Origin of the sequence: Bartonella sp. AA126HLJHH, assembly GCF_042197425.1 — a bacterium.
Classification (GTDB): domain Bacteria; phylum Pseudomonadota; class Alphaproteobacteria; order Rhizobiales; family Rhizobiaceae; genus Bartonella.
The window spans coordinates 77,098-90,606 of record NZ_JBHIRU010000008.1; the positions used below are offsets into that span (position 1 = coordinate 77,098).

Sequence of the window (13,509 nt, forward strand, 5' to 3'; positions counted from 1 at the left end):
TCGTCTTTCATATTATTACAGTTATCACTTTATAATACCGTTATAGAGTTGCAAACAGTAAACTTAAAGAGAGTTTTTACTATCTAAGTAATGAGAAAATAAAGAAAATTCACATAGAGTGGTGCGGACGGCGTGCACCTATTTTTTCTTTATTTAGAATTCTCTACGCTATCACCTGATTGCGCGTTTTACTTTTTTCTATATTTATAACTAACTGTTTTTATTTGATTTTATTTATAAAATTGCCTTTTGTATATAATCTTGCTATCAAATGAAATCGCTCCAAGTGCGATTCAAAAGGTGGTTCAGAAGGTGGTTTTTAAAAGGTGGTTCAGAAGGTGGTTAGCAGAACGAGAACACGTGATAGACTGTCTGTCTTATCTGTAAAAAATCTATCTAAAGGAAAATATGCTGATGGAGCTGGGCTATGGCTTATCAAAACAGCCCAAAATCAAGGGCGTTGGATTTTTCGATTTGATTTCAATAAAAAACGTCGTGAAATGGGATTAGGCTCTTGTAGCGTTGTATCTTTGAAAGAAGCGAGGCTTAAAGCTACAGCTTGCCGTGACCTTTTGCACCAAGGTATTGACCCGATTCGTAAAAGGAAAAATGAAAAATTACGGCAGGCAGTTGATAGTATTTCTTTACAAAAAATAGTCTTAAGTGCTTTTGAAGCCAAAAAAAGCGAATTGAAAAATGAAGGTAAAGCAGCAAGGTGGTTAGCACCTCTTACATTGCATGTTTTTCCTAAACTTGGGGATATAGCAATTACTGAATTAACGCAATTTAATATAAAAGAGTGTTTGTTGCCTATTTGGAAAACAAAAAATGAAACAGCGAGCAAGGCTTTATCACGTTTGAATATTGCTATAAAACATGCCGCAGCACGTGGTATAGATGTGGACATGCAATTGGTACCAAAAGCAAAAGCTTTATTGGGAAAATTTATTCAAAATGTTCAAAATATTCCTGCTATGCCATGGCAGGAAGTTCCGGCATTTTATCAAAGCTTGGATGATAAGATTCTTTCAAATTTAGCACTGAAGTTATTGATTTTGACAGGCGCACGGTCATATCCATTGCGCTATTTGCGTCTTGAACAAATAGATAAAAATATATGGACGATACCCAAAGAAAATATGAAGGGTATTGTAGGGAAAGTTTCAGATTTTCGCGTGCCATTGAGTAATGAAGCTTTAAAAGTGATTGAAAAATCTCTCCCCTTTGAAAAAAATGGTTTTCTCTTTTCTGGTCTTACAGGCAAGCCAATTTCTGATGCAAGCATGGCAAAATATATGACAGTTTGTGGTTTGACTTATCGCCCCCATGGTTTTCGTTCCAGTTTACGGGATTGGATAGCAGAAACAACATCAACACCTTTTGAGATTGCAGAAACTGTTCTTGCGCATTCAGTTGGGAGTTCAGTGACAAAAGCTTATATGCGAACGGATTTTTTAGAACAACGCCATGCTCTCTTGGAACAGTGGGCTGCATTTATAACAGGAGCGACTTGACAGGATTATAACAATGTGTCTACTGTCGAATCAGGTGCCTAGAAAACACCTTAGACACATAGCGGATAGATTGCCGAAACAATCTTTTCTCCGTACATTAAAGGCTTTGACTCATTGTATGTTACACACATATAATGGCTTTGCCGGGTGTGGTTATGCTATACAATACCCTTTTGGGGAAGGCATAACGAGACGGGCTATGTGCCGTGTTTTCTAGCACCCGGCGCTCTTTTAGAGTGTCAATAGAAGACATTTAAACACATAGGAGTTCGTTATGAACACACTTATAGAAATTAAAGAACAAATCATTGATCAGGAAACTATTCAGACAGTAAACGCACGCGAATTGCATACGTTTTTGGCAATAGGAAAACGTTTTGCTACTTGGATTACGAACCGCATTAATCAGTATGCATTTGAAGAGGGAAAGGACTATATTTTAACGCTTCCCAAAATTGGGAAACGTAAAAATGTTATCAGCAAAGAATATCACCTCACTCTAGACATGGCAAAAGAGCTTTCCATGGTTGAGCGCAATGAGAAAGGTCGACAGGCTCGTCGTTACTTTATTGAGTGTGAGAAAAAGTTAAAAAGCCAATCTGTTGATCATAACCATGATACACGCTTTGATTTCCCAAAAGATTGGGATAAAATGTCTCCAACTAAAAAAGCTGTTTACATTTATGGACCTCTTCATATGCATCTCGTTAAAGCTTTTACGATAGCAGAAGAAAGCAGGCATTATAAAAAGCTTGTTGAAGAAGCAAAGCAGGTCTTAGCAAGATCTGTTACGAAAGCTGCTTAAGTTTAAAACCGATTTCATCTCCCCGTTTTAAAAGCGGGGAGGGGATAAGGCTTTCAGTTTTTGAAAACCACTGTTTGAGATGTGCAAAGACATTGTCTATGGCATCCATGAGACGTGCAAAATTAAGAAACTATTTTCTAAAGAATTTCGCGCGTCTCAGAGTATGTTTAGAGTCGGATATTTGGTTTTTGTGTAAAAATACTTACTAATGCATCCATAATACGTGAAAAATCAAGCGCTAATAAGAGTATAATGAGTACAATCCATTTCGTATAACGAGACATCACTTTTACACTTTTGTAGGTCATGATGATTTCTTGAAGTATTTCTTTTTCTGCTTCTGTAAGCTCTATATCGTCTTGTGTTTTTTTTTTCTAGCCATGTTTCCACCCACACAAGCGTTCACCTAGATTATTGTGCTTTAAGATCTCTCTTGCTAAGTTTGAACTGATGGTGTTCAGATCTTTCCGGCTTAAATAAATTGGCAACCAGCCAACACAAGAAGAAGCATATTTATTTGTCGCGCAACCAATCAGAGAGAGCAGCACGCACATCAGCATCACTTTTTTGATTAACTTCACTTTCCACCTCCAGACGTGTTGTGGCTGCTTTTAAAGCTTTTTCTGTTTGCTTTTGTTGCTCTGCTTTTTTCCCAAGAGTAAAAGCTCTTGCTAATGCAATAAAAAAAGCGGCTAAAGCCGCACCTGTTAGCATCAGATTTCTTTTTATCCATAAGATCATAGACGATGCTCCTGAAAGCGTTTAGCAACAAAGAAAATACCAGCACATGCGGCTAAAACCATAATGGTTGCCAAAGCCCATTGGATGGGTCCATTGCCTGCTAACAAACCACCAAGCCCAGAAAAAGAACCAATAATCGGTGCAAGTGCTTCTGCTTTGAAAACCCCCGTTGGTGCTTACGTTTCTACTGTTTGATAATTGGAGGAAACATAAGCCCCTTTTGCCCATAAGCCTGTTTCTGCCGCACGCCGGTGTGCGAGACCTTCAAGACGCTTCCCGCCTGCTTTGGTCCATTTCTGTAGCTCGGCAGGGACAGCTTCATATTCACCTTGATTGAGCTTTTTTAACAGTGTCGAGTTACAAAAGGCTCCTGTTCCTACATTATAGCAAAAGGACACTAACGCCGCGAATTGTTCATCTGTTAATGAAACTGTAACAGCGCGTTCAACGACATTTTCAAATTGTCTTAAGTCTTGGCAAAGAAGTTCTTCTGCTTGCTTTTCCGTGATGGTCATGCCTTCATAAACAAAAGGCTTTCCAGCATTGTTTGTATGTCCATAACCTATTGTCCACACCCCAATGGTATCTTTGTAGGCGTTTAAACGCAAGCCTTCCCATTGTTTGATAAGTGCTAGCCCTTCTGATGATATTTTTCGCATATGCTTCTCCATAAAAAAAGCTCCGCAAAAAGCAGAGCTGGATTAAAAAATTGACATCTTTTTCATTCGGAAAGATAGCTTGGTTAAGCTTCATGTCACTTTTTCATTGGAATAAAAGAAGATTTTTTCTCAACTTTTAATTTCTTTCTTGACAAATATTCGTTTATAAACGAATATACATCATGTTTGAAATACGTCACTACCTTACTTCTGATGGCAAAGACTTGATAGCTGATTGGCTGCGAAAGCTCCGTGATATGCAGGCTAAAACTGCAATTATTCGCCGCCTTAATCGTTTAGAGCAGGGAAACTTTGGCGATTTCAAGCCGCTTCGTGAGGGTGTTCATGAATTGCGTATTAATGTTGGTCCTGGCTACCGAGTTTATTATGTCCAATCTGGAAAGACCGTATTGTTGCTATTATGCGGTGGCAGCAAAAAAACACAAGAGACTGATATCACTCGTGCATGTGCTTGCTGGCGTGATTGGCAAAACCGTGAAGATTAAAGGAGTGCAAAAATGAAAGACCGTAACCATGATGATGCAATGGCAGAAATATTCCGTGATGATCCTGAGTTGGCAGCAGCTACCCTTGATGCAATCCTAGCAGATGGTGATCAGGGTGAGCTGCTTGTAACTCTACGCCAAATGGCCAAAGCTTATGGTGGTGTTCAAGCTGTAGCTAAAGCAGCCAACTTGAACCCAACACAACTTTACCGTACACTTTCAGAAAAAGGTAATCCAGAGTTCCGCAGCTTGAATGCTTTACTGCGTACCATGGGGTTTCGTTTGGCTGTACAGCCTCTTGAACGACCAGTTCCACACGTATAACTTTAGTTCCACTCCCCACCTTTAAAGATGGGGAAGGGAGTTCTGTTTTTTTAATTAAGCAACCTTTTTAATGGGGTTTTCCAAATTTGGTTCATAAGTTCGCAATAAAGAATCCATTCTATGCGGTAGTTCTGAAGCTCCAAAATCTGTCAAAATTGCTAAGATTTTAGTGATATTAGGTACGTCATCTTGAAGCTTTAAAACCAGAGCATCTACGACCGATTCCATAACCTCAACTATAGCATTGCAGTCCTCATCTCCAATGCCTCGATGGTTAGAAAGCTTAAACAACGACAGCCACAAATCGCACAAAAAATCGACACTGCTATTCATTGCACACCTCCATGAATTTGCTCTCTCAAACATGCCAATCCTCTCGATGTGATTTTCGTTGAAGGCAGCACCTTTTCTGTACCATCCGGTCTTTGAATGGTAATAGCAGGGCAATCCATGAATCCTTTCTTGATCTTATCCTGATAAGGTAACAATGGCGCTCCTGGAGCCCGTCGATATACCCAATCATGTTTACGCAAGTAATCTGTTAAATCCTTTGGGCGTACCTCTAACATCTTTGCAGCTTCGATAAGACCAAACAATCCATCAGAGCGTTTTAAACCTTCTAAAGCTTCTGCTTTTGGTGCTAATTCAGCAATAACATGATCTTTCTGCTCGATTTGGCTTTGTAAGTGATTCAAAACACCAAGCAATGCTTCGGGTTTAGAGTAGTCAACTTGTGGGGTTGCTACTTGTTTCAAAAGCCGTTCACATTTGATAAAGTATTGACGTGCTTCATGCCCTTTATCATTACGCTCTATCATCGAAAGATGTTTAGCCATGTCTAACGTAATGTGGTATTCTTTTACCTTTCCACCGTTTTCTAAATTTTTAGAAAGCGTTATAAAGTTTATATTTTCCAGAAACTTACATTCTTTAATGCGATTTTTAATCCAGTCTGCAAACTTTGATGTAATTCCTAAAAATGCGTGCAAATCACGCGCATTAACAGTTTGAACAGTCTCTTGATCAATGACCTGTTCTGATATTTCTATAAGTGTGTTCATGAGAACTCCTTGGTAATAGACGTTTTTGATTGACACTCTTTAAAAAGTGCCGGGTGCTCAAAAACACGGTACCAAGTCCGTCGTTACGCTTTTCCCGCAAGGGTATTGTATAGCGTAACCACACCCGACAATATCATTATATGCGTGTAACATACAATGAGTCAAAGCCTTTAATGTGCGGAAAATAAACTATCTCGGTAGCTCGCCCGCTTGGTATTTAAGGTGTTTTTGAGGCAACTGATTCGATTATTCATATTGTCGCTACATTGTCAAGTGGCTTCTGATAATTTTTTGCATTTTTGCTAATTGATGCCTTCCTCATCCATATGGATAACGCCTTCGCCTTCATCACATGCGTTAGGTGGGGCGTTTGGATCAAGGGTATCGTCCTTGTCTGGTGTGGTGTTTGCAACGTTTCCAGCTGTGTCTTCTTGGGCTTCATCAAAAAGTTCGCATTCTATTTTTGTTGTGTAACCACCCGTTTTATCAAGTTTGTGCTTAACACTTTTGATGCGCCATTCTGCTGGAATATAGGGGCGGAAAGGGGGCTTTTGAACAAGCTTTGCTTCTGCTTGTACAAAGGGATCACCACCAATATCACATGAGAAAGAAGATTTGCCACGAGATGATTTGTTGCGATAAGCAGCAATGGCCGCAACAGCTTCTGATTGATTGTGGTAGGTGTATTTGAGTTCATGAAACGGTGCGTTACCAACTTTGACTTCTTTTTTTTCACCAGTGCGGATGTCATGATAGTTTGCGATAACACCGCCTTTTTTCTCTTCTTCTTGCTCTTGATTTTCAGGTGTTTCTGCTGCTGTCTCTACTTTAGGCAAATTGGGGGCGTCACTTTCATCCATATGGATAACATCTTCGCCTTCTTCAATTTCCTCTGGCTCTCGTGCATCAGCGGCGGCTTTTTGATCATCTCCTGCCTCTGTTGCTAAGCCGTTTGCTGCTCCTGCTTCATCACGCGCACTGTATTTAAAATCCCAAGAGGTGCAATGTTCCTCATGAATAACAACAATAGGGAGTGTTTCACCGGTAATGGCTTTGCCTTCACCCCGTTTGGCAAGCACAAGTTTGCCATCAACGGGCTTTGCTACCGCATCATATTCTTCTGCAAGGCGTGTAGCAAAAGCCATATCGCTTTCAGCTGTTTGGTCAATGTGACGCACAACGATTTTTGCAAGAGAAGGATCAACCTTTGGCGTATAGCCATTACGCTCTGCTATCTCTTGAACAATACTGCCAAGGGTTTGTTGGTGATAGGATTGGCTTTTTGGGGTTCTATAAGACGTGTTCATGGAGGCGGCACGCCCTGTCACGCTTAAGCTTTGTGGTGGGCTGCTTACAGAGATTTCATCAATCAGATAGGCTCCCATATCGCGATTTTTGCCCCCTTCATAGCCAAGTGTGACAGAAATGATTGTTCCGATGAGAGGAATATCGAGAAAGCCGTTATCACTGTCACGGGCGCGGTCATCAAGCTCTATAGTGATGCGGTTACTTTTGTCTTCTGCTTCATCGGTAATTTCAATCGATAAAACATAGTCCATCAGCATTCTTGTGATGTCCTCTCCATTTGCCAGAACCATGCAAAAAGGTTTCATGATTTGCTACCCCAAATTCTGATTACTGGTGTGGCTTTCGGATAGGGGAGGGTTGGTAAGAGTATCGTGATGCCTGCTTTTAAAATGGGTCCATAGTCTGCAAGCCCCAAATTCGCTGCATAGACGCGTTCAACAGCAAGGGCTTGTTGACCCTTTGCATAGTATCTCCAGCAAATGGCATCAACCATATCACCATCTTTGGTCATATAAAGATCACTCATAGGTCTTCACCATATTCTCTCAACTTTATTGTAAATTCTTGTTTTTTTGGGGTGCCGTTATGATGAAAAACGCTTTGTTTTTCCTCTACAGAAAGAATGACAAACTTACCTAAGATTTTGCCTTGACCGGTCACAAGAATGTGAGGTCCTTCATGTGCCATTTGCCGTAAATATTCGAGCTGTCTGTGACCACCTTTGAAATCTGGATAAATCACACCAGTTAAAGAAAATTCCGCATTTGCAACAGCTGGCAATTGAAGAGCAGCCTTTCTCCCCAATCGTCCTTGCTCTACCCATGGCACCCCATAAGACATATCAAGTGTTTGATAAGCTGCTGTTTCAATCGAAAAAATAAAACCACCCAAAGCTAACATCATGGTATTTAATCCGAAAGGCTAGAGGCTATGGCTAAACGTTGCTGTTTTGCATAGCGTTCAAGTGCTTGATTGACAGCGTCTCTGATTTCATCTTTAAGACCATTGGGGACGGAAATATTTAAATTTGAAATCATCACGCGGGCGTCTACTTCAACGGGCTTATGAACCGTAATTGGCTTTGGAGCTTTAAAAGCACCTACTTTATTTGTTGCCTGCATTTGTCCTGTTTCAACGACACTTGTATTAAAACCACTCTTGCGTTTTTCAGGTGGGGTATTTGTAACCACTACTGTATCAACCATTTTTTTTGCACGTGCATTAGTTTCATCGGTAAAGGTTTTTAAAGTCTTCGTTGAAGTTTTGTTGATTGAAACATTAAAGCCTAGCTTTTCTTTCATCCAATTAGGCATCCAGCTGGTTAATTTGTTTATCATGCCGCTAAACCAATCAGACAAAGCATTCCATTGGCTTTTGATACCTTCCCAAAGCCCGTTAATCAGATTGGTTCCTACTTCCATTAAATCGACACCAAACAGCCATTCAATGAGTTCATTGATTTTTTTCGAAATCCAAGTCAGTGGTGAAAAGTTTTTAAAGAACGTCAAGAGGTTATTGAAAACATTACTACATAAGCTGTAAAAAGAATTCCACAAGTTGCTTATGAAGCTTACTACCGTATCCCAATTTTTGTAGAGTAGATATCCAGCAGCAACAAGGGCTGCTATGCCGGCAGCGATCCAGCCGACAGGTGTGGTCATGATTGCGATACCAAGCGATATAAAAGCAGAACTAACGGCAGTTATTGCTGGAATGAGTGAAGCTATAAGAACTGCCCCAACCGCGGCTAAAGATGCTGCTACCCAACCATTGAGTTTGTCCCAATATTGATAGAGGACAAAGAGCGCTGCAATGCTACCCATTAACCAACCGATAGGTGTCGTCATAATTGTGATACCAAGGCTAACAAACGCTGTTCCTACGGCTGCTAATGCGGCAATGAGTGGACCAAAAATGAATGAACCAAGAGCTACAAGCCCCACCTTGAAAAGGGTTATTTCACCAATCAGAGGTTCTAGCCATTGGAACCAGCCTTTAATCCTCTCTGTGAGATCACTGATGCCTTTTCTTAAATCAGAGGTAGGATTAAGCAAATCATTAAAGACTTTTCTTAAGGTTTTCGCCCAGCTCGCAACGGTTGTTTGGATGAGGTCACGGTTTTCATCAATTAACTTTGAAAAACCGTCAACCATATCATTGATCACGGGCATGAAACGTGCACCAATAAAGCTCGCGATACCCCCTATTTTTTTCTTAAAGGCACCAAGCTTGTCACTTAAATCTGCGGCATAGCGTGCAACATCGGCACCTATCAGCCACTTTCCTTTTCTCGCCTTTGCAAACAGCTCTTTAATGGGTGCCATGCCTTGTGCAAGCATGGAAGCCATTTCTTTGCCATCACCCCCAAACAGCAGAGCGGCAATATGCTGTCTTTGTGCTTGATTTTTCATCTTACTCATCTTGTCGGTAATTTCTTCTAACAAGACAGAAGTGGATTTGAGTTTTCCAGAAGTGTTTTTGACAGAAATGCCAAGCGCTTCAAAGCCCATCATGCCTCTTTTTTGTCCAGCATAGGCTTGTGCCGAACGCCTATTTAAAACCGCTAAGGATTGTTGAAAAAGTTCGGCAGAAGTGCCTGAATTATCGGCTGCATCACCCCATAATTGAAGTGATGCAACACTCATATTTAAATGGTGTGATGCGTGATAAAGACTATCCCCCAGATGCATGGTTTTCATGGTGAGGGCGGTCACACTTGCCACAAGACCCCCACCAGCAAGTCCTAAGACACCGGTAAAGACAGAAGCACGACTTGCCGCTGTGCTAAGAGCACCTTGAACACCATGAAGACTTTTTGTCATGTTTTGTACAGCAGCAGAAAAGCGCACAATACCCAAACTATGTGATAATTTTTTTGAAAGTGTATCGAATTTTTTTTGTACACGTTTAAGAGGCGCGGTGAGTTTATCTTCAAGAGACAATTTCACCTTTGCATCAGCAACTTTTTCACTCATTTTGTTTTACACCTTTCTGCTGCTTGTTTTCGCCAGAATATGAGTTCTTGTAGTTCCATTTCCATCATGTCTGAAAGGGACCAATGGAACACAATGGCAATATCGGCTATGAGTTTAGCGGCGGTTTCCCAGTCGAGGTATCCCGCCGTTTGATAAAAGACTCCAAAATCTCTCCAATGCTTGACAAATCATTGATGTCGAGTTCGCTGATAGCCTCATGCGGCCATTCAGAAAGACGTGCGATCATAGCAATTGTTTGCTCTACGCCTTCTTTTTTGTCGATTGCTTGCAAATCTTTTGTTTTGGGGCGCCGTAAGGTAATTGTGGTGTGCTCTTTTCCTTCAAAGGCAATGGGTATCAATAATTTATGTGTAATGCTTGTTTGGACGGTCATTTTTATAATCCTATGTTGTCTCTATGGTCTGCGAGTTGATTGACTGCCATTGAATTTTCTCACCAAGTTGAAGACATCTATCTCAACGATTTCAACGTCCTTCTGGACATATTTGAAATACTGCAATGTGAAGGTAGTTGTGGATGTTGCTTTGCTGCCCGGTTGCCATTCTGCCATTTCAAAGCCTTTGCAAAGTCCTCTCATGGTCATGACAACACCTTCTGCTGGTGTGCCTTGCGCTTGCATTGAACTTCGTAATGAGATATCGACATCCGTGCGCCCCAACAGTGCCATCAATTCTGGAGAGCAATCAGAAATGGTCATGCTAAGTGTGAGGGTTTCAAGACCAAGGTCAACTTCAATAGAGCTATCCATGCCTCCACCACGATAACTTTCAACAACCAAACTCAAATTCGGTAATGTTACGCTTTCACATTTTGCTTGATAGGGAATGCCGTCGACAAAAATGTTAAAATATTTCAAAACTCTTGGTAAAACGGGGATAGCCATTAAAAGATCTCCTCTAAGTAATCATTCACAATGCGTGAACGGAATGTGATGTGTTCTGCGGGTGTTGTGGGGGTGAATTCGACATTGAAATAGACTCTGCCGCCTTCAATGGCGCTTGCTGTATTAAGCTCTAGATCAGGCGTACAGCGCCCACCAAGAATAGCGCCTTGTGCTTTTAAATCACGCAAATAGGCATTGACGCTTTCACTGACATCATTCATGTAGGTTTTTTTGATATTGCGGTCGACAGCCCATAGATGTCCGCGCAAAATGGCATCATTGATCATATCTGCAGTGCGTACCACGGATAAGAAAGCAAATTTTGTATCGCTTGAGAGTGTGCGATTACCCCAGAGGCGATAGCCGTTTTCCCGAATGATAGTTGTGATGTTTTGTTCATTGAGAAGGTTGGCACGGCTTGATCTGTCCCCAATGGAAAAATCAATAGGGCGCGCAGTTCCCACAATGCCATTGATCACTTTGTTTGAAGGGGAATGCCAAAAACCATGTGTAAAATCTGTTTTGGCAATGACACTTGCAACCGCTGCACTTGATGGCTGTTCTATAGTTTTTCCATCACGATTCACCTTTACAAATGGATCAATAAGAATGGCGCGTTTTGAATCAAAATCTTTTGCTGTGCTAAGGGCTGCTTCATCTGTGCTGTTTGGTGCATCAAGCACCACAATAGCACGCAAACGCTCCGCAATGCCAATCAATTCTGCTGCTACGGGGTTGGCAGTTGCACCAGTTCCATTCTCTTCAATATTCACACTGGAAGGGCGTTGATGTGTAAAGCCTGGAGCAATCAGAATGCGTGGTGTTTGTCCTACAATGGATTGTGCTCCAATGAAAGCATGAACACCTTCATAAGCACCATTTGCGTTTACACCACCTAGAACATTGGTGAGTGTTGCATTTTCATTGTCACCCTCGTTCACACGGACGACAACGACAATTGCTCCCACTTGCTTGAAAATGAGATCAAGGGCATTGGGTAAAGTGCCGCGTCGTTTGCCTGTTCTATCGAGTTTTGCAGCTTGTGAAAGAGAGCCTGCTACCAAAACCGGTGTGTTGAGAGGGAATGCTTGTTCATCGGCATCGGGTGCTGTGCCAACAATTCCGATAACTGCGGATTGAACCGCGCGAAGAGGTCGGGTGCCGTCGTCAACTTCAACGACTTCAACACCGTGTAGAAAACCTGTTGCCATACTTTATGCTCCTTTAAATGAGGGGTGAATGAAAATGAATGGGAAAAATGAGAGGTAAAAAGCCGTTCTTGAGAAAGGTTTGTTTTCAACAAGCACTTTCTTTTTATAAATATCTTGACTTGGTCCCAAAATGGTACTAAGATTGATAAAAATCAGGATAAACTTATGAAAATTGTTAAAATCTCCACACTTCAAACTTTTTGGGCTCGATATCCTGATGCTGAACAACCGTTAAAAGCATGGGTAGATGAAGCTAAAAATGCGCAGTGGCGTTCTCCTCATGACATTAAAGAGAAGTATAAAAATGCAAGCATATTAAAGAATAATCGTGTTGTTTTTAATATTAGAGGCAATGATTATCGTTTAGTTGTTTCAATCTTTTATCCAGCAGGTTGGCTTTATATAAAATTTATAGGGACACACAAACAGTATGATGCAATTGATGCTAATACTGTAGAACTAAAGGAATTTAAGAAATGAATATCAAACCACTTCGCACTGAAAGAGATTATCAAGAAGCTTTAGAAATTGTGTCTGCAATGTTTGACAATCAACCTAAAGAGAATACTCCAGAATTTGATCAAATGGAGGTTCTTGTGTTGTTGATTGAAGCGTATGAAGCAGAACACTATCCTGTTTCTCCTCCTCACCCGATTGAAGCTATTAAATTTAGAATGGAACAAATGAACTTAAGTGCTAAAGATCTCGTTCCTGCGATTGGTCATTTAAATCGTGTTTATGAAATCTTGAGTGGTAAAAGAAAATTAACACTGCGCATGATTAAAAACTTGCACCAACAGTTCAATATTCCACTAGAAAGTCTGATAGCTTAGGTTTTATACTAATTTATTTTTTTGAAAGATTTTTAAGGGGTTTCAAAAGGTCTTCAAAGATCATTTAAAGACCCTTTAATATGTATTATTTCTCGTTTTAGAAATCGCAATTTGAGATGATCAGCTCTTGAGCCGGCATTGGATTATTTGAACCACATGTATAAGATGTATTCACTTCTTTTAGTTTAAATTGGCTAAAGGTTTTTCGGATCTCTGGCACATCATTGAGAGACAGAACAAACTTTCCCTTTAATTGTGCAAGCAGTGTGGACATCGTCTGGTAATCCTCTCGCTTAAACAAATCCTTGCCATAGCAATTCTCAACGCCTGTTAAAGCCCTTTTAAAGGGCTTTAAAAGAGCTTTAAAGGGCTTAAAATCATACAAGCCAGCTTATACAACAGCTATCCATTTGACTTGTGCTATTTTTAGTTTTGTATTTAATCTTTCCATAATCTTATGAGGACAGCGCCATCAGCTCCAGCGCCGCTTGGAGAGGAATCTCCATGAGAGCCAGCACCACCACCACCAAAACCACGCCCTGCTTTTCCCGAACTATAGGAACCTTTGCCGACTCCACCAGAGCCACCTCTTGATGTATCACCTCCAGCATCGCCTCCATTACCGCTTGTTTTACTCGTAATTCCATTCGTTCCAGCATAACCATTTC

Annotated in this window: 18 protein-coding genes and 4 pseudogenes; 6 read left to right on the forward strand and 16 right to left on the reverse strand. The window is 40.9% G+C overall.

The window, feature by feature from the left end; genetic code table 11:
- Positions 1-338: 338 nt before the first annotated feature.
- Both ACFIQC_RS05370 and ACFIQC_RS05375 read left to right on the forward strand, forming a co-directional pair.
- On the forward strand, positions 339-1,514 hold the full coding sequence (locus ACFIQC_RS05370; RefSeq protein WP_375706837.1) for a tyrosine-type recombinase/integrase: 1,176 nt from the start codon (positions 339-341) through the stop codon (positions 1,512-1,514).
- A gap of 274 nt (positions 1,515-1,788) precedes the next feature.
- Positions 1,789-2,319 (forward strand): antA/AntB antirepressor family protein, encoded by a 531-nt coding sequence (locus ACFIQC_RS05375; protein WP_375706838.1) that lies wholly within the window; start codon positions 1,789-1,791, stop codon positions 2,317-2,319.
- 167 nt (positions 2,320-2,486) lie between these two features.
- On the opposite strand, the gene ACFIQC_RS05380 is transcribed toward ACFIQC_RS05375, so the two are convergent.
- The 4 genes and pseudogenes from ACFIQC_RS05380 to ACFIQC_RS05395 form a co-directional block, all read right to left on the reverse strand.
- Entirely contained in the window at positions 2,487-2,672 is a 186-nt protein-coding gene (locus ACFIQC_RS05380; protein ID WP_330169573.1) for a hypothetical protein, read from the reverse strand.
- 21 nt (positions 2,673-2,693) lie between these two features.
- The gene (locus tag ACFIQC_RS05385; protein ID WP_375706839.1) at positions 2,694-2,900 is read right to left on the reverse strand and encodes a hypothetical protein; all 207 of its coding nucleotides are present in this window, start codon (positions 2,898-2,900) and stop codon (positions 2,694-2,696) included.
- A complete protein-coding gene (locus ACFIQC_RS05390) occupies positions 2,833-3,060 on the reverse strand; it encodes a hypothetical protein (protein ID WP_375628601.1) in 228 nt (75 codons plus the stop codon). The genes ACFIQC_RS05385 and ACFIQC_RS05390 overlap by 68 nt, the downstream gene beginning before the upstream one ends.
- A pseudogene (locus tag ACFIQC_RS05395) lies at positions 3,057-3,719 on the reverse strand (lysozyme). The gene ACFIQC_RS05390 and the pseudogene ACFIQC_RS05395 overlap by 4 nt, the downstream one beginning before the upstream one ends.
- Positions 3,720-3,901: 182 nt before the next feature.
- On the opposite strand from ACFIQC_RS05395, the gene ACFIQC_RS05400 reads away from it, so the two are divergent.
- Both ACFIQC_RS05400 and ACFIQC_RS05405 read left to right on the forward strand, forming a co-directional pair.
- The gene (locus tag ACFIQC_RS05400; protein WP_015857128.1) at positions 3,902-4,225 is read left to right on the forward strand and encodes a type II toxin-antitoxin system RelE/ParE family toxin; all 324 of its coding nucleotides are present in this window, start codon (positions 3,902-3,904) and stop codon (positions 4,223-4,225) included.
- Positions 4,226-4,237: 12 nt separating this feature from the next.
- Positions 4,238-4,549 carry a DNA-binding protein gene (locus tag ACFIQC_RS05405; protein WP_208439803.1) on the forward strand — a complete coding sequence of 104 codons (312 nt, stop codon included), beginning with the start codon at positions 4,238-4,240 and terminating at the stop codon, positions 4,547-4,549.
- 54 nt (positions 4,550-4,603) lie between these two features.
- On the opposite strand, the gene ACFIQC_RS05410 is transcribed toward ACFIQC_RS05405, so the two are convergent.
- The 10 genes and pseudogenes from ACFIQC_RS05410 to ACFIQC_RS05455 all read right to left on the reverse strand — a co-directional run bounded on the left by ACFIQC_RS05410 (position 4,604) and on the right by ACFIQC_RS05455 (position 12,008).
- On the reverse strand, positions 4,604-4,882 hold the full coding sequence (locus ACFIQC_RS05410; protein ID WP_375706840.1) for a hypothetical protein: 279 nt from the start codon (positions 4,880-4,882) through the stop codon (positions 4,604-4,606).
- Positions 4,879-5,610 (reverse strand): antA/AntB antirepressor family protein, encoded by a 732-nt coding sequence (locus tag ACFIQC_RS05415; RefSeq protein WP_375621865.1) that lies wholly within the window; start codon positions 5,608-5,610, stop codon positions 4,879-4,881. The genes ACFIQC_RS05410 and ACFIQC_RS05415 overlap by 4 nt, the downstream gene beginning before the upstream one ends.
- 302 nt (positions 5,611-5,912) lie before the next feature.
- Positions 5,913-7,223: a contractile injection system protein, VgrG/Pvc8 family gene (locus ACFIQC_RS05420; protein WP_375706841.1), complete on the reverse strand. Its 1,311-nt coding sequence runs from the start codon at positions 7,221-7,223 to the stop codon at positions 5,913-5,915.
- On the reverse strand, positions 7,220-7,444 hold the full coding sequence (locus tag ACFIQC_RS05425) for a tail protein X (protein WP_375641093.1): 225 nt from the start codon (positions 7,442-7,444) through the stop codon (positions 7,220-7,222). Before ACFIQC_RS05425 ends, ACFIQC_RS05420 begins: the two co-directional genes overlap by 4 nt.
- Positions 7,441-7,821, reverse strand: a complete 381-nt coding sequence (locus ACFIQC_RS05430) for a phage tail protein (protein WP_375683354.1) — start codon at positions 7,819-7,821, stop codon at positions 7,441-7,443. The genes ACFIQC_RS05425 and ACFIQC_RS05430 overlap by 4 nt, the downstream gene beginning before the upstream one ends.
- A 5-nt stretch (positions 7,822-7,826) precedes the next feature.
- Entirely contained in the window at positions 7,827-9,893 is a 2,067-nt protein-coding gene (locus ACFIQC_RS05435) for a phage tail tape measure protein (RefSeq protein WP_375706842.1), read from the reverse strand.
- Positions 9,890-9,961 (reverse strand): GpE family phage tail protein, encoded by a 72-nt coding sequence (locus ACFIQC_RS05440; protein WP_375621809.1) that lies wholly within the window; start codon positions 9,959-9,961, stop codon positions 9,890-9,892. The genes ACFIQC_RS05435 and ACFIQC_RS05440 overlap by 4 nt, the downstream gene beginning before the upstream one ends.
- A 38-nt stretch (positions 9,962-9,999) precedes the next feature.
- A complete protein-coding gene (locus ACFIQC_RS05445) occupies positions 10,000-10,287 on the reverse strand; it encodes a phage tail assembly protein (protein ID WP_375641096.1) in 288 nt (95 codons plus the stop codon).
- Between the two features lie 2 nt (positions 10,288-10,289).
- Positions 10,290-10,797, reverse strand: a pseudogene (locus tag ACFIQC_RS05450) (phage major tail tube protein).
- Positions 10,797-12,008 (reverse strand): phage tail sheath subtilisin-like domain-containing protein, encoded by a 1,212-nt coding sequence (locus tag ACFIQC_RS05455; RefSeq protein WP_375706843.1) that lies wholly within the window; start codon positions 12,006-12,008, stop codon positions 10,797-10,799. The pseudogene ACFIQC_RS05450 and the gene ACFIQC_RS05455 overlap by 1 nt, the downstream one beginning before the upstream one ends.
- A gap of 165 nt (positions 12,009-12,173) precedes the next feature.
- Here ACFIQC_RS05455 and ACFIQC_RS05460 point away from each other — a divergent pair, with 165 nt between their 5' ends.
- Positions 12,174-12,488: a type II toxin-antitoxin system HigB family toxin gene (locus tag ACFIQC_RS05460; RefSeq protein ID WP_317993618.1), complete on the forward strand. Its 315-nt coding sequence runs from the start codon at positions 12,174-12,176 to the stop codon at positions 12,486-12,488.
- Complete coding sequence (locus ACFIQC_RS05465; RefSeq protein WP_156851753.1) at positions 12,485-12,841, forward strand: type II toxin-antitoxin system HigA family antitoxin; 357 nt, start codon at positions 12,485-12,487, stop codon at positions 12,839-12,841. Before ACFIQC_RS05460 ends, ACFIQC_RS05465 begins: the two co-directional genes overlap by 4 nt.
- A gap of 97 nt (positions 12,842-12,938) precedes the next feature.
- On the opposite strand, the pseudogene ACFIQC_RS05470 reads toward ACFIQC_RS05465, so the two are convergent.
- Together ACFIQC_RS05470 and ACFIQC_RS05475 are read right to left on the reverse strand one after the other, a co-directional pair.
- Positions 12,939-13,169 (reverse strand): annotated as a pseudogene (locus ACFIQC_RS05470) (DNA adenine methylase); the annotation flags it as partial.
- A 110-nt stretch (positions 13,170-13,279) separates the two neighbouring features.
- Positions 13,280-13,509 (reverse strand): annotated as a pseudogene (locus ACFIQC_RS05475) (hypothetical protein); the annotation flags it as partial.